21 protein-coding genes are annotated in these 15260 nt (G+C 35.7%); 14 read left to right on the top strand and 7 right to left on the bottom strand.

All coding sequences use genetic code 11. The features are described 5' to 3' along the window. Positions 1-279: 279 nt before the first annotated feature. From gcvT to COL05_RS01495, 12 genes are all read left to right on the top strand, one after another. Positions 280-1380, top strand: a complete 1101-nt coding sequence (gene gcvT / locus COL05_RS01435; protein ID WP_098667316.1) for a glycine cleavage system aminomethyltransferase GcvT — start codon at positions 280-282, stop codon at positions 1378-1380. Between the two features lie 20 nt (positions 1381-1400). Further along, the gene (gcvPA, locus tag COL05_RS01440; RefSeq protein ID WP_098667317.1) at positions 1401-2744 is read left to right on the top strand and encodes an aminomethyl-transferring glycine dehydrogenase subunit 1; all 1344 of its coding nucleotides are present in this window, start codon (positions 1401-1403) and stop codon (positions 2742-2744) included. Continuing rightward, positions 2741-4216 (top strand): aminomethyl-transferring glycine dehydrogenase subunit 2, encoded by a 1476-nt coding sequence (gene gcvPB, locus COL05_RS01445; protein WP_000795696.1) that lies wholly within the window; start codon positions 2741-2743, stop codon positions 4214-4216. The genes gcvPA and gcvPB overlap by 4 nt, the downstream gene beginning before the upstream one ends. A 360-nt stretch (positions 4217-4576) precedes the next feature. Beyond that, entirely contained in the window at positions 4577-4780 is a 204-nt protein-coding gene (locus COL05_RS01450; RefSeq protein WP_000639160.1) for a DUF3929 family protein, read from the top strand. A gap of 70 nt (positions 4781-4850) precedes the next feature. Continuing rightward, a complete protein-coding gene (locus COL05_RS01455) occupies positions 4851-5042 on the top strand; it encodes a hypothetical protein (RefSeq protein WP_000535935.1) in 192 nt (63 codons plus the stop codon). 116 nt (positions 5043-5158) lie between these two features. Further along, on the top strand, positions 5159-5533 hold the full coding sequence (locus COL05_RS01460; RefSeq protein ID WP_048531120.1) for a GntR family transcriptional regulator: 375 nt from the start codon (positions 5159-5161) through the stop codon (positions 5531-5533). 3 nt (positions 5534-5536) lie between these two features. After that, on the top strand, positions 5537-6409 hold the full coding sequence (locus tag COL05_RS01465) for an ABC transporter ATP-binding protein (protein WP_098667318.1): 873 nt from the start codon (positions 5537-5539) through the stop codon (positions 6407-6409). Beyond that, the gene (locus tag COL05_RS01470; protein ID WP_098667319.1) at positions 6390-7058 is read left to right on the top strand and encodes an ABC-2 transporter permease; all 669 of its coding nucleotides are present in this window, start codon (positions 6390-6392) and stop codon (positions 7056-7058) included. The genes COL05_RS01465 and COL05_RS01470 overlap by 20 nt, the downstream gene beginning before the upstream one ends. Before the next feature lie 14 nt (positions 7059-7072). Continuing rightward, positions 7073-7705 (top strand): ABC-2 transporter permease, encoded by a 633-nt coding sequence (locus COL05_RS01475; RefSeq protein WP_098667320.1) that lies wholly within the window; start codon positions 7073-7075, stop codon positions 7703-7705. Positions 7706-7737: 32 nt separating this feature from the next. Further along, positions 7738-8361, top strand: coding sequence for an ABC-2 transporter permease (locus COL05_RS01480; protein WP_098667321.1), 624 nt, complete (start codon positions 7738-7740; stop codon positions 8359-8361). After that, a complete protein-coding gene (locus COL05_RS01485; RefSeq protein ID WP_142337309.1) occupies positions 8345-8971 on the top strand; it encodes an ABC-2 transporter permease in 627 nt (208 codons plus the stop codon). The genes COL05_RS01480 and COL05_RS01485 overlap by 17 nt, the downstream gene beginning before the upstream one ends. A 249-nt stretch (positions 8972-9220) precedes the next feature. After that, positions 9221-9406 carry a hypothetical protein gene (locus COL05_RS01495; protein WP_098667323.1) on the top strand — a complete coding sequence of 62 codons (186 nt, stop codon included), beginning with the start codon at positions 9221-9223 and terminating at the stop codon, positions 9404-9406. Between the two features lie 30 nt (positions 9407-9436). Here COL05_RS01495 and COL05_RS01500 read toward each other — a convergent pair whose 3' ends face one another. From COL05_RS01500 to COL05_RS01520, 5 genes are all read right to left on the bottom strand, one after another. Continuing rightward, positions 9437-9679, bottom strand: coding sequence for a DUF3975 family protein (locus COL05_RS01500; protein WP_098667324.1), 243 nt, complete (start codon positions 9677-9679; stop codon positions 9437-9439). Positions 9680-9694: 15 nt separating this feature from the next. Beyond that, the gene (locus COL05_RS01505; RefSeq protein ID WP_098667325.1) at positions 9695-10009 is read right to left on the bottom strand and encodes a DMT family transporter; all 315 of its coding nucleotides are present in this window, start codon (positions 10007-10009) and stop codon (positions 9695-9697) included. 1 nt (position 10010) lies between these two features. Then, positions 10011-10343: a DMT family transporter gene (locus COL05_RS01510; protein WP_000312348.1), complete on the bottom strand. Its 333-nt coding sequence runs from the start codon at positions 10341-10343 to the stop codon at positions 10011-10013. A gap of 71 nt (positions 10344-10414) precedes the next feature. Then, positions 10415-10996 carry a TetR/AcrR family transcriptional regulator gene (locus COL05_RS01515; protein ID WP_142337310.1) on the bottom strand — a complete coding sequence of 194 codons (582 nt, stop codon included), beginning with the start codon at positions 10994-10996 and terminating at the stop codon, positions 10415-10417. Between the two features lie 97 nt (positions 10997-11093). After that, positions 11094-12071 (bottom strand): LacI family DNA-binding transcriptional regulator, encoded by a 978-nt coding sequence (locus COL05_RS01520; protein WP_087985175.1) that lies wholly within the window; start codon positions 12069-12071, stop codon positions 11094-11096. 314 nt (positions 12072-12385) lie between these two features. Between COL05_RS01520 and COL05_RS01525 the strand changes: the two genes are divergently transcribed. After that, positions 12386-12922 carry a DNA polymerase III subunit delta gene (locus COL05_RS01525; RefSeq protein WP_142287577.1) on the top strand — a complete coding sequence of 179 codons (537 nt, stop codon included), beginning with the start codon at positions 12386-12388 and terminating at the stop codon, positions 12920-12922. A 39-nt stretch (positions 12923-12961) separates the two neighbouring features. On the opposite strand, the gene COL05_RS01530 is transcribed toward COL05_RS01525, so the two are convergent. Then, positions 12962-13345 carry a rhodanese-like domain-containing protein gene (locus COL05_RS01530; protein WP_000108655.1) on the bottom strand — a complete coding sequence of 128 codons (384 nt, stop codon included), beginning with the start codon at positions 13343-13345 and terminating at the stop codon, positions 12962-12964. Between the two features lie 170 nt (positions 13346-13515). Between COL05_RS01530 and COL05_RS01535 the strand changes: the two genes are divergently transcribed. Next, the gene (locus COL05_RS01535) at positions 13516-14352 is read left to right on the top strand and encodes a lipoate--protein ligase family protein (protein WP_000514079.1); all 837 of its coding nucleotides are present in this window, start codon (positions 13516-13518) and stop codon (positions 14350-14352) included. 28 nt (positions 14353-14380) lie between these two features. On the opposite strand, the gene COL05_RS01540 is transcribed toward COL05_RS01535, so the two are convergent. Next, entirely contained in the window at positions 14381-15220 is an 840-nt protein-coding gene (locus tag COL05_RS01540; RefSeq protein WP_098667327.1) for a hypothetical protein, read from the bottom strand. Between the last annotated feature and the right edge of the window lie 40 nt (positions 15221-15260).

Consider the following 15260-nt stretch of genomic DNA (forward strand, 5'->3'; position numbering starts at 1 on the left):
AAAGAGCTAAATCTAAAAAACTGTATGTAATAAGATTAAGCATAAAAAATTCTAAATTATTTTTTATGCTAGAATATTGATGAAATATAGCGAATAATGTTAGGATAATGGTGTGAAATGTGTGGAATCTTTCGTATTTTATCCAAGAAAGTGATTTTTTATTTACGCTTTCATAAAAAAATATAATGAGATTCCGTATATCCTATCTTTTCAGAGTGAAAATGTTTAGATAAGGGAAACAACTTTTATTGATTTGTCAGAGCATAAGGGGGAGAGAGCATGATTACATTACAACGTACACCGTTATTTGATGTATACGCGAAGTATGGTGGAAAAACAATCGACTTCGGTGGTTGGGAGTTACCAGTTCAATTTTCAAGCATTAAAGAAGAACATGAAGCTGTACGTACAGCGGCAGGTTTGTTCGATGTGTCTCATATGGGAGAAGTTGAGGTAAAAGGTGTAGATAGTTTAGCATTTTTACAACGTGTTGTTACAAATGACGTATCTACCTTAAAGGTAGGGGGCGCACAATATACAGCTATGTGCTACGAAAATGGTGGTACAGTAGATGATTTATTAATCTACAAACGTGGTGAAGAAGACTATTTATTAGTTATCAACGCATCAAATATCGAGAAAGATTACGAATGGTTAGCTAGCCATGTAATTGGCGATGCGACAGTAGTCAATGTTTCTAGTGAAGTTGCACAGCTTGCAATTCAAGGACCAAAAGCAGAAGGCATTTTACAAAAAGTTGTGTCAGAAGATTTGAAAGAAATTAAGTTCTTTAAATTTAAAAACGATATTCTTGTAGATGGAATTCCAGCACTTGTATCTCGTACAGGTTACACAGGTGAAGATGGATTTGAAATTTATTGTAAGAGTGAAGATGCTGCAAAACTTTGGGAGAAACTTCTTGAAGTTGGTGAAGCAGAAGGCTTAAAACCATGTGGTTTAGGTGCTCGTGATACACTTCGCTTTGAAGCAACATTACCACTTTACGGTCAAGAATTATCAAAAGATATTACACCGATTGAAGCTGGAATTGGCTTTGCGGTAAAACCAAATAAAGAAGCAGACTTCTTTGGAAAAGCGACTTTAAAAGAGCAAAAAGAAAACGGTGCGCCTCGTAAGTTAGTCGGCATCGAAGTAATTGAACGTGGAATTCCTCGTACGCATTACCCTGTATTTATTGGAGAAGAAAAAATCGGGGAAGTAACGAGTGGTACACAATCTCCAACGTTAAAGAAAAGCATTGGTTTAGCACTAATTGATGTAAAATACGCAGCAGTTGATACAGAAGTAGAAATTGAAATTCGTAATAAACGCGTCAAAGCAGTAGTTGTTCCAACACCATTTTATAAACGTTCAAAGTAACGGGGAGAGGGGTAGATTTCATGTTGCATCGTTATCTTCCAATGACAGAAGAAGACAAAAAAGAAATGTTACAAACGATCGGCGTTCAAACGATTGATGAGTTATTCTCTGATATTCCAGAGAGTGTTCGTTTTAAAGGGGATTTAAAAATTAAAGAAGCAAAATCAGAGCCAGAGCTGTTAAAAGAGTTAACTCAAATGGCTAGTAAAAATGCTAACTTAAAAGAGTACGCTTCTTTCTTAGGAGCAGGCGTATACGATCATTACGCTCCAGTAATCGTAGATCATGTTATCTCTCGCTCAGAATTTTATACAGCTTACACGCCATACCAACCGGAAATTTCACAAGGGGAATTACAAGCAATTTTTGAATTCCAAACAATGATTTGTGAATTAACAGGAATGGATGTAGCAAACTCTTCTATGTACGACGGAGGTACAGCTTTAGCTGAAGCGGCAATGCTAGCAGCTGGCCATACTCGTAAAAAGAAAATTCTTGTATCTAGCGCAGTTCATCCAGAATCAAGAGCTGTACTTGAAACATATGCAAAAGGTCAACATCTTGAAGTTGTTGAAATTAATCATAAAGATGGTGTAACAGATTTAGACGTATTACAAGGTGAAGTAGATGATACAGTTGCTTGTGTAATCGTTCAATATCCAAACTTCTTCGGACAAGTTGAAAAATTAGCTGATATTGAAAAAATCGTTCATCAACAAAAATCATTATTTATCGTTTCTTCAAATCCATTATCATTAGGCGCATTAACACCACCAGGAAAATTTGGTGCTGATATTGTCATCGGTGATGCACAACCATTTGGTATCCCAACGCAGTTTGGTGGACCACACTGTGGTTACTTTGCAACGACGAAAGCATTTATGCGTAAAATTCCAGGACGTCTTGTCGGACAAACTGTAGATTCAGATGGTAAACGTGGATTTGTATTAACGTTACAAGCACGTGAACAGCATATTCGCCGTGACAAAGCGACATCTAACATTTGTTCAAACCAAGCGTTAAATGCATTAGCAGCATCAGTTGCAATGACGGCACTTGGTAAACAAGGTGTGAAAGAAATGGCACGTCAAAACATTTCTAAAGCACAATATGCAAAACGTCAATTTGAAGCAAAAGGCTTCACAGTTACATTTGCTGGACCATTCTTCAATGAGTTCGTTGTAGATTGCAAGCGCCCAGTGAAAGAAGTAAACGATGCATTATTACAAAAGAATATTATCGGCGGTTACGACCTAGGCCGTGATTATAAAGAGCATGAGAACCATATGCTTGTAGCAGTAACAGAGCTTCGTACAAAAGAGGAAATTGACACACTTGTAAACGAAATGGGGGCTATCCAATGAAGAACCAAGACCAAGCACTTATCTTTGAAGTGAGTAAAGAAGGACGCATAGGATATAGCCTACCAAAATTAGATGTAGAAGAAGTGAAACTAGAAGATGTATTTGAGAGCGATTATATTCGAGTAGAAGATGCAGAGCTACCAGAAGTATCTGAACTTGATATTATGCGCCACTATACAGCACTTTCAAACCGTAACCACGGTGTAGATTCTGGATTCTATCCACTTGGATCTTGTACGATGAAATATAATCCGAAAATTAATGAAAGTGTAGCTCGTTTCGCAGGATTTGCAAATATTCATCCGTTGCAAGATGAAAAGACAGTACAAGGTGCAATGGAATTAATGTACGACTTACAAGAGCATTTAATTGAAATTACAGGTATGGATACTGTTACATTACAACCAGCTGCTGGTGCACACGGAGAATGGACAGGCTTAATGTTAATTCGTGCATACCATGAAGCAAATGGTGACTTTAACCGTACGAAAGTAATTGTTCCTGACTCTGCTCACGGAACAAATCCAGCATCTGCAACTGTAGCTGGTTTTGAAACAATTACAGTAAAATCAAATGAACATGGTCTTGTTGACCTAGAAGATTTAAAACGTGTTGTAAATGAAGAAACAGCAGCACTTATGTTAACAAACCCTAATACATTAGGTCTATTCGAAGAAAATATTTTAGAAATGGCAGAAATCGTCCATAACGCAGGCGGTAAATTATACTATGATGGTGCAAACTTAAATGCGGTATTAAGCCAAGCGCGCCCAGGAGATATGGGATTTGACGTTGTGCATTTAAACCTTCATAAAACATTTACAGGTCCTCACGGCGGCGGTGGCCCAGGTTCTGGTCCAGTAGGTGTGAAAGCTGATTTAATTCCGTACTTACCAAAACCAATTTTAGAGAAAACGGAAGATGGCTATCGCTTTAACTATGACCGTCCAGAAGCAATTGGGCGCGTAAAACCATTCTACGGTAACTTCGGAATTAACGTTCGTGCATACACATACATTCGTTCTATGGGGCCAGATGGATTACGTGCAGTAACGGAGTATGCGGTATTAAATGCGAACTATATGATGAGAAGATTAGCACCATTCTATGATCTTCCGTTCGATAGACATTGTAAGCATGAGTTTGTATTATCAGGTCGTCGTCAAAAGAAACTTGGTGTCCGTACATTAGATATTGCAAAACGCCTGCTTGATTTCGGTTACCATCCACCAACAATTTACTTCCCATTAAATGTGGAAGAATGTATTATGATTGAGCCGACAGAAACAGAATCAAAAGAAACATTAGACGGTTTCATTGATAAGATGATTCAGATCGCTAAAGAAGTAGAAGAAAATCCAGAAGTTGTACAAGAAGCACCTCATACAACAGTCATTAAACGTTTAGACGAAACGATGGCTGCACGTAAACCAGTTTTACGTTATGAAAAGCCAGCTCCTGTACAAGTTTGATTAGAATAACAAAGGAAGAACTCGCTATATGCGAGTTCTTTTTTTGTATGGAGAATTTGTTCCGCAATTTGTGGTCTGATAATCAGTAGAGATGAAAAAAACACCCACTGATTAAAGTTTCACTTTATGCAGAAGTGGTGAAGAAAATGTTAAAAATTTATATTTTTTGTTTCATAATGGTGTAAAGAAGCAGTTTTATAGGTGATTTTGTTGAAAAAGTCAGTTTGATAAAAGTATTTATTTTTGTTAGAATTTTATTGAAATTAAGAAGATGTAATGAGATAGGAATGACTCATTTTTATGTATATGTGAAAAAACGAGCAAGTTGGGGGTGAAAATGTGGGATATCGGTGTTATAGAATGATATACCATTTAGAAAACGGAAAAACGATTAAAGATGTAAAAGAATTTTGTTATCGAGACCAAGGAAAAGTGCTAGAAAGAGTAGCGCATCGTGTAATGGATAATAGAGAAGTAACGGCAATTGATAAGCAAGGAACGATCATTTCAATAGCATGTGAGGACATTGTAAAGGTGGAACTTGATTACATAACAGAAAGTTAACCTTGAGTCATATCGAATTATTCGATAAAATATACTGTTGAATGGTGAAGTGAGAAGAGAGGAGTTTATCATGGGTAGTACAAGACACTTTTATATGTTTATCTTAGCGTTTGTTCTAGTTGTGGCATTAACGATTTATTTAATTGTTGATAGCACTTGGTACAACACAGTTCATCCGGCGTTCCTTCTGTTTATGTATGTAGGAATTGCGGTAGTGAGTTTCGGAATGAGAGATGAGATGTTAGATCGCTTTGAAAAGTGATACATATACGAAAGACCAACAGGAAAATGTTGGTCTTTTTTTCTTGCCAAAAATAGGATGGTGTGTATATACTGTATATATAAGGTATATACAGTATGTACACACTGGAGGAAAACATGAATATTATTATTTCGAATTCTTCCCAAGACCCTATTTATGTACAAATAAGAAAACAATTAAGCCAGCTTATTTTAAATGGTGGTTTAAAGGGTGGAGACCAATTACCGTCTATTCGTAGCTTAGCGAAAGAATTACAAATTAGTGTAATTACTACGAAGCGTGCGTACGAGGAGCTTGAAAAAGAAGGATATATAGAAACTGTTGCTGGGAAGGGGACTTATGTTTCACGTAAAAATAATGAACTACTAAAAGAACAGCGAATTCGTCTATTGGAAAGTAAAGCGGAAGAGATTGTAAATGAAAGTAAAGCGTTGCAGCTTTCACTTGAAGATTTACAGCAGATGATTGCGTGTTTATATGAGGGGGAATAAGGGATGTTAGAGCTAAAAAATGTTTGTAAAAGTTATCAAGATTTTGCAGTGAAAAATATAAGTTTTACACTACCACGCGGATATATTATGGGATTTGTCGGACCGAATGGAGCCGGAAAAAGTACGACGATCAAAATGATTATGAACTTAATTCGAAAAGATAGCGGCGATATAAAAATTTTTGGCAAGGACAATAAGAAAGCCGAAAAGGAAATAAAACAAAATATTGGTTTTGTATATGATGAAAATCATTATTATGAAGATTTAACGTGTGAACAAATGAAACGTATTATTGCACCGTTATATAAAAGGTGGGACGAAGAGCAGTATCAATCGTATATGCATAGATTACAAGTTCCAAAGTATAAAAAAATTAAAGAACTATCAAAAGGGATGAAAATGAAATTTGCGATTGCCATCGCACTTTCACATCACGCAGAGTTTATCATCATGGATGAACCGACAGCAGGATTAGATCCAGTTGTTCGAAGTGAATTGCTTGATATGTTGCAAGAGATTGTAATGGAAGATGAAGTATCTGTATTATTCTCAACTCATATTACAACAGACTTAGAGCGTATCGCAGATTATATTACGTTCATCAATGATGGAGAAATTATATTTACTGGTGAGAAAGATGAACTAATGGAGAACTACGTAATTGTAAAGGGAAGTAATGATTTATTAGACCGAGAAGGAAAAGAGCTATTTGTTGGATTACGAAAAAATAAATTTGGTTTCGAAGGTTTAGCGAAGGATAAACAAGCAATTGTCGATTGGTTTGGAAATGAGGTTGTACTAGAAAAGCCTACATTAGATGATATTATCGTTTACACTGCGAAAGGGAGAGGTGCCTATGCGTCAGCTCATCTATAAAGATTTGTTCTTTTTTAGGGTAACGTGGTTAGTGAATCTAATTATGCCTCTTGTATTATTTATGTTAGACCCAAGTGTTGAATTGTTATTTTCGATGAGTTGTCTATTTATAACCCTTTCTTCCGTTATGACGTTAACCTTTATGGATGAAAGGAATAAAAGTGACATTATTATAAATAGTTTGCCGGTAAGTCGAAAGGATATCATAATTGCTAGATATATTTCCTGTGCAATATTTATTGTTGGTGGCATGCTCTCTACGATGTTAGTTGTTTTTCTTATAAGGGGCATTGCGGTTATTGGTGATATCGGTGTATATCATCCTAATTTATACATTGAAATTCCGTGGTATGAAGTAATAAATGGAGCTGTTTACGCCATGTTTTTTGTTGTAATATTTTTTCCTAGTTATTATGTTACAAGGTCAAAGATAGCACGGAGTATAGTGTCAGGAGCATCAATGGCAGTTGGTGGAATTGCTTGGATATTCATAGGAGATGGATTGAATGCAACAACACCTTCATTCATTGAGTGGATTATGAATCCAATGCATATTGCTTTATTTATAGTTGGAGGAATCATAGTAGCTAGTGTCTATATCATTTCTATGTTTCTTACAATTAAAATTTATGAAGCACGTGATTTATAGAGAGGAGAATTCATATGCAACAGTTGATTTTGAAGGAGTTTTTCTTACAGAAGAAGATATTTCCTTTCTATTTTTTAATACCTATTTTATCTGTTTTTAGGGATTCCGTTCAACCAATGGGGATTGCAATAGGGTTATTTATAACATGTAGTACAATTCTTTATATTTCTTTTTATCATGAGGAGAAAAGTAAAACAGAAAAAGTATTAGTGAGTTTGCCTATAACGAGAAAAGAGATAGTTATAGCTAAATATATTTCGAGCTCATTATTTATTATAGCTGGTTTGAGTATCACTTTTATAGTCATAACATTAGGAAATGTTTTATTGGACAGAGATATAGTTATTCCTGGATATGCGATATTTTCAGCAATAGTAGCAACTTTGATTTATTGTGTAGTAACGATACCTGCTAATTACATTGGAGGATATAAAGCTACTTCTGTCTTGAATATTATTATGGTTTTGCCTTTAACCGGTATGATTGGCCTTATGTGCAATGTTTTTGGTGATAAAACAATTATGTTAAAAGTACTTCACTCTCAAGAGGCTACACAAGCAATGGGTGTTCTTGGTATCGGAGTATTAGTGAGTATATTCGTATCAATGTTCCTCTCAATGAAAATGTTTCAGGAGGCAGAGTTATAGAAGGGACATTTTCATACTAGGAGGTGTAATACATGATCAAGCAATTAGTTTTAAAAGATATGATGATGCAAAGAAAGTTAGGATTTGTTTATCTTATATGTTTCTTGTTCCTGCTCATTGTTGATTTTTGTAGTGATAGTTTTTGGATGACATTTAGTATGTTTGTACCTATTCTTGGCATGATACTGTCAATGAGCTATGAGGGGAAAAATAAAAGTGAACTAATAGTAAATAGTTTACCGTTTGACCGTAAAGATATTGTCATAGGGAAGTACATATTTGTAAGTATTTTAGTTGCTCTAGGTGGATGTTTCTCACTAGTGGTTGGTTTAATACAGTTACAAAATGAACAGATGACTGGATTTATGCTGTGGGGAGAAATGCTCGGAGGTATAACAGGTGGGTTTGTTTGTAGCATAATTGTACTCCCAATTGAATTTTCAGTAGGATATAGTAGTGTAAAACAAATCGCTCCCTTTATCGGAATTGCATTTGGTTATTTAAGTGGACTGATTGTAAGTAAAGTATGGTTAGATGTAGAAAATGTTTGGAGCATGAGTCTAGTCGTAAATAGTTGCTTTATAGCAGGATTGCTTCTTTTATATGTTATGTCTATGTTACTCTCAATTAACTTATATAATGAGCGTGATTTATGAGGGGAGGATAATAGTTTTGAAACAACTAATTTTAAAAGATTTCATCATTCAATGGAAATTTTTAATTTGGTATATACTGTATCCTGTTTTCTTTTATATGGCCTTAACAGATACGGAAAATTTGTTCATAATTATGTCAGTAATTTTTACAATTGGGGCAACAGTAAAAACGTTTGAAGCAGATAGTAAAAATGAGAGTGAAGTTATAGTAAGTAGTTTACCAATATGGAGAAAACAAATTGTGTATGCGAAATATATAGTAGCAATTATTATTCTTTTTATAAGCGTAACGGTCAGTTGTTTCACGATGGGAATGAAGAGTGGGGTTAACCTATTTGAATTTATTGAAACGACAATGGTTGCTAGTATTAGCTTGATTTTAATGTATTTAAGTTTTGTTTTACCAATATCGTTTTGGTTAGCATATAAAAAAACTATTTTTATTGCGATTTTTATATTGATAGTGCCTATGGCTGTTTCTTCTATTTTCTTTGGAATCAACCTAGAACAAATTCAACTATATAACAGCATGTTATTCATTAGTTCGATATGCATGTTCATAATATCTATCTTCGTTTCAGTGAAATTGTATGAGAAGAGAGAATTTTAAAAGGTGCCTTATATAAGGCACCTTCTTCAATAACGACAATAGGAAAGTAAAAGTTTATAAACAGAGAGATTACTTGGTACAACATCTTTTGGAGTATGTAATATAAAGCTGAAAACGATAACGAGAATGAGAAAGAGGAAAAATAAAAATAGAATTTGCTTATGTACGGAATTTTGCATATTATCCACTCCTTTTTTAGGTAGTATGTCCAACAGAAAGGAATGTATGAAAAATGTTAGGGGGAGAAGGATGAACAAAAGAAAATGGTTATATAGGATAGGAATATTTCTATCTTCAATCGGTCTCATATTAGCAAATTTTTACTCAGATATACCATCACCACTTCCTAGTTTGCATAAAGGGATTGGTATGAGTATTGCCATAGTTGGTCTACTTTGTCTTATTACATCAAATTTCTATAAAAAATCTAAATAGACATAAAAAGGACAGTTATTCTTTTTCAGATTAACTGTCCTTTTTAAATAACTTATTCCATAGCTTGGCGATACTCCATATAATGACGATTGCAATGGAGGCAATGATGGACCAAACAATTGATATCATTTCAAGTGTCATGTTAGGAAGGAATGTGAGAATGGATACTATTTTATGAAACAACCATTCTATTATATGAAAACTGATTTGCAGTAGAATGACAGTCCCAAGCGTAATCCATGCTAACAGTTGCTTCCCTTTTTCTTTCCACATGACATTCACCTCACGTTAGCTTAATAGTTTTAAGCCAACAGCGCCGCATAGAATGCAGCTTAAGAAGGCAAGACGACGCCAATCCGCTGATTCACGGAAAATAAAAATACCTAGAAGTGCACTTCCGGCAGTTCCGATTCCAGTCCAAATCGCATAAGCAGTTCCCATCGGTAATGTATTCATCGCAAGTGATAAGAAGAAGAAGCTTACGCCGAAGTTAGCGATCAAAATAACTTTTGGTGCCCAGCCTTTCTTTTCAGTGGCTACTTTCATAAAGAGTACACCAATAATTTCACAAATACCAGCTAGAATTAAAAATACCCAAGCCATTTTATGCGGCCTCCTTCGCTTCTTTTTCTTCTGTTACTCGTTTTAAACCAATTACGCCGAAGAAGATTAAGCCGATTAATAAAACTTTTACAATAGAGAAAGGTTCTCCGAAGATGAAAATTTCTGTAAGAACAATCCCACCAGCTCCAATTCCTGTAAAGACGGCGTATACAGTGCCGACAGGTAAATCTTTATAAGCTCTAAATAATAAAACGAAACTAATTGTAATTAATAATGCAACGCCAGCCCATTCAAGTGGTGCCTCCGCGTGTTTTAGTCCAATAACCCAAAAGATTTCAATAATACCAGCTAAGATTACATAAATCCATGCCATATGTCATTTCTCCTTCCTACCAGTCGTTAGGTAAAGGGCTTAAAAACGACGCATTGCAAAGGAGCAATCCGTCAGTTTGAAAGGCCTCGCCAAAATACTTGCCAAGAGGCGCTTAAACGAGTCTCAAAGCGATTTAAACCTGCGAATAGTAGTTCAACCATAAGTCCGTCCAGTAAGCATAGGAAAGCTTCTAGAGCGTCTTTCACTTCAATGTTATGCAGTTCACTTTGCTCGTTTGCCTGTTTAAATATAGGGAATAAAAGTTTTCCGACGTTTTCGATGTGTGCATTCGCTTTTTCGATAATTTGTTCGCGAAATGCATCAGGCGGAAAATAAGAAGTTCGTAACCAAAACATTGATTCTTCACTTTCACCAAATCGTTTTGCATAGCCCTTTAGTAACTGTAAGAGCAATTCTTCAGTAGACGAATTTGAAAATTTTTCGATATCGTCAGTGAAGCTCTGTAAATCTTTTTGAAGAGCGGATTCTAAGCATATAAAATATAGCTCTTCTTTTCCTTTAAAGTGTGCGTAAATCGATGGCTTTTTAATCCCAACTTCTTGAGCAATATTTGCTAATGAAGTTCCTTCGTAGCCGTAGCGTGCGAAATGAGAAAGTGCTACAGCTTTAATGCGGTTTGCTGTCATTTTCATCCCCTACCTACCGTTCGTTAGGTTCATTATATGAGATGGGAAATATAAAGTCAATAGGGGAAGAGCTGAAAAAAGAGCGCTATAGGTAACGCTCTTTTTAGACAGTATCTCGTTCAATTAAATGGAATGAAAGCTCTTTTGCGCTGCCGATAATTTGCTCGCTCTGGATCTGCTTATGGAATAAAGAAAAAGCATGTGAGCCCATTGCGAGACCGGGATGTTCAATTGTGGAAATTTCTAACGCCTTTGAAATTTCATGGTTATCAAATCCAAGGATAGCAAGGTCTTCGGGTACTCGAATGCCATGTTTTCGAGCCTCTGTTAATAAACCAGCTGCAACTTGATCGTTCGCTGTAAAAATAGCGGTTGGACGATTTTTCATGTTTAAAATACGGTGGAGTATTCTTGCACCGTCCTGCATTGTATAGCATTGATGAAAAATCCATTCGGGATGTAACGTTTTGCATTCATTACGAAGTGTATCAGCAAATGCTTTTTCACGTTCCATAGAATTTACACTTGTTTTTCTTGCTAAACAAATCCCGATTTTTTCATGGCCTTTACTGAGTAAATAGGCGGTGCCGAGACGGAAGCCTTCATAATGATCTACGTAGACAGATGAAATGAGGGGGTGGTTCATTTTTTCACATGAAATAATAGGAGCAAATTTTGCGAAAGGTTCAATTTGTTCCCATGAACTCGTTCGAGAGCAAATAATCATCCCGTCGAATTGCTTCATTTTCATCATTTCAAGAACACGAATTTCTTCAATGCTATCGTAATTTGTTTGACATAAATTAATGTGATATCCAGCAGCTAACGCTTCGTTTCCGATTCCTTCAATAATGGTACTAAAGTATGGAAGATTAATGAAAGGGAGCATCACACCGATCGTATATGTTTTTCCCTTTATTAAATGAATAGCATTTATATTTTTTGCATAGTTCAATTCTTCAACAGCATCGAGAACCCGCTTACGCTTTTCTTCTTTTACGTAAGGGTGATTATTAAGGACGCGAGAAACAGTTGATATGGATACACCAGCGGTTTTTGCAATTTGTTTTATATTGGCCATATGTATCACCTCTTCCCCTTATTATAAAGGGAAAATAATAAGAATGAAAAAATCTTGACCTGAAAAGCTTTTCACAAACTATGGTATGAATAAGGCTTCTTTTTATTCGCGTAACCTTTTCACTTGGGCGTAAGAATGATAGAGGTCTTTTTGTTTGCAAAATAGTTTTGTCAAAATGTGTGAGAATAACGTGGAAAGTTTTCAAAGGTGGAGTTTGGTGGCGAAGCGAATATGAAGAGCATATAAACGCTTCGTTCGTTAAGAGGGCGGTATGAAAGGGCGGAAACAAATTGAAAAAAAGGATCATTTGTTTCGTGTTTTCTAGTTTCGTACTAAGTTCATGTTCGTTTCAGCAAACGATACAAGAAGAAAAACAATTTGTAGGAACAACAGGAGGAACTATAGATCGTGTTACGGATCCAATTCCGCTGAAGGAGCTTCCAAAATATTTTCCAGTGAAATTTAAAGTGCCAGCGTTTTTACCGTATGACATTACGAGTGATGTGAAGGGGGAAGTCAGAACGATTGGAAAAAAGAAGGCTGTTGTCATGATTAAATATAAACAGCAGGAGCCAGGTAGAAATGAATATATTGAGTTAAATGTTGCGAACTTTCCTTATAGTTTTCCAGATCTCGTGGAAGAGAAGCGATTTCAAGAACAAATGAAATTGAATAATGGAGCATTCGCTTATTTTAAAAATAAGGATGACTCTGGGCAAGGAGATGAATTTGCTACGCTTATATGGAAAGAGAAAGGACTTGAATATCAGCTCTTGTATCGGAATGCACAAGAAAATGATCAAGATGTGATTAAGAAAAATTTATTATACATTGCAAATAATATGAAATGAAAAAACTAGCTGAATCATTCAGCTAGTTTTTGTATGTTATTATTTCTTTTTAATTTTTCCAGTCCACGTTTTGAATCCACCTTGTAATTGGTAGAAATCTTTGTAGCCTTGTTTCTTTAAGTATTGAGCCGCGCGACCAGTACGGAATCCGCTTTGGCAGTATAAGTAAACTGGTTGATCTTTACGAAGTTCTTTATGACGAAGGCGAATTTGTGATAACGGGATGTTACGTGCGCCTAAAATATGTCCTGCAGTATATTCGTCTGCTTCGCGAATATCGATAAGCTGTGCTTTACGGTAGCCAGCGCGAAACTCTTCTTCTGAAAGTGTTGTAATTAATTTCTTCTGATAGAAATACATCCATACAGTGTAACCGATGAACGCTACGATTACGGCTAATAAAATAATCCAAGTTGTTGACACGATTCTATCGCTCCCTTTTTTCTTATCCTACTTTCAATATTATAATGCCCATATGTATTTATGCAACAGATTCATTTGTATATAAGAAGAAATTTCGTATTCTTTCACAAATTTTGTCGAATTTGGTAGACTAGAGAATGTGAAAAATAATTGGTTATATGAGGTGCAGGATGGGAAAAGAAAAATGGTGTTATATTAACTCTGGTCAATGTTCACCGGCATTTAATATGGCGTTAGATGAATGTTTATTAAACTGGCAAAGTGAAAAGAAAATGCCACCAACTATTCGCTTTTATGAATGGGAAGTACCAACATTAACAGTCGGGTATTTCCAGCGTGTTGAAAAAGATATTAATATGGATGTAGTTAACGAAAAGAAATATGGATTCGTTCGTCGTCAAACAGGCGGCAGGGGTGTACTACATGATAAAGAATTAACGTACAGTGTTATTGTGTCTGAAGATCATCCAAATATGCCAAAAACAGTTACAGAAGCGTATCGTGTTATTTCGCAAGGTTTATTAGACGGTTTTAAAGCATTAGGGTTAGAAGCGTATTATGCAGTTCCAAAAACAGAAGCAGACCGTGAAAATTTGAAAAATCCACGCTCAGGCGTATGCTTTGATGCACCATCTTGGTATGAAATTGTAGTAGAAGGAAGAAAAATCGCAGGTAGTGCTCAAACACGTCAAAAAGGTGTTATTTTACAGCACGGATCGATTCCATTAGAAATAGATTTAGATGAATTATACGATCTGTTTTTATTCCCAAATGAACGTGTAAAAGAACGTATGAAGAGTATGTTCTCTTCTAAAGCGGTAGCAATTAATGAATTAACAGACCGTACGTTTACAATCGAGCAGTTAATTAAAGCGTTTGAGGTTGGGTTTGAAAAAGGATTAGATGTAGAGCTTGTTCCGTATGAATTAACAGAAGAACAATTACATGAAGTGCAAACATTAGCAAAAGAGAAGTATGAAAGTAAAGAATGGAATTATAAAAAATAAGAGGTGGCAATTGCCACCTCTTACTTTTTTATAGTAAATTAAGTACTTTTTCTACTTTGATTCCTTTATCTTGTAAAGAACGAAGGCGATTTACAACGTCCATAATTTCTTTGTCAAATGTAACGCTAATACCTTGGCTTTGTAGCTCTTCTTTTAATCCTTCAATAGAATCATCTATGTCGATGCCAAGCTCGTAATCTTGACAAACTTCAATTGTCTTTTTCACGAGTTTCACATAATTTTCTTGTAGTTTTGAATTTGTTTCAGTCAAAGCAGGTTGCTTCGGTTTTGTAGGCGCGACCGGTGCTGTCTCTTGCTTTGTAACTGGAGTTGGTACTTCTTTTTTCACAGGTGCTGGAGTAGATAATTCCACAGCAGCTTCTACACTTACTGGCTTCGGCGCTAGTACTGGAGTAGGTTTTGGTGCTACAGGTGTTTCTACTCGCGTAACAGGTTTTGGAGCAGCTGTAACTGCTTTTGGAGCTTCTACAACTACTTCTTTTTTCGGAGGAGCTTCTACAACTGTTTCTTCTTGCTCAGCAGCCTCTTTATTTTCTTTACTCCACATAACGCGTTCTATTTCTAGAGAAACATTATTTTTGTTCATCGCTGTTAATGTAACTTTACCAACTTCAGCGTTTCCAGTGAAATCAACAATTTTATAAATAACACTCTTGTTCCAATCCACGTTTCCGCTCAAAAATAATTCTTCGTTACATTTCGGCGTTAAGCCCTCGATTTTAATTTCTGCGTTTACACCGTTTTCACTATATACCATAATTAGCGAAGCATTTACATCTTCGTCTGCTAACATTAGTTCACGTACCATTTTGCCGGTGCGTACTTGCGTTTTCTTCTTAACTGACATCTAATTTCTCCTCTCAAAAATTCAGTAATAATAAAAAAAT

Origin of the sequence: Bacillus sp. AFS059628, from assembly GCF_002571225.1 — a bacterium.
Lineage (GTDB): Bacteria > Bacillota > Bacilli > Bacillales > Bacillaceae_G > Bacillus_A.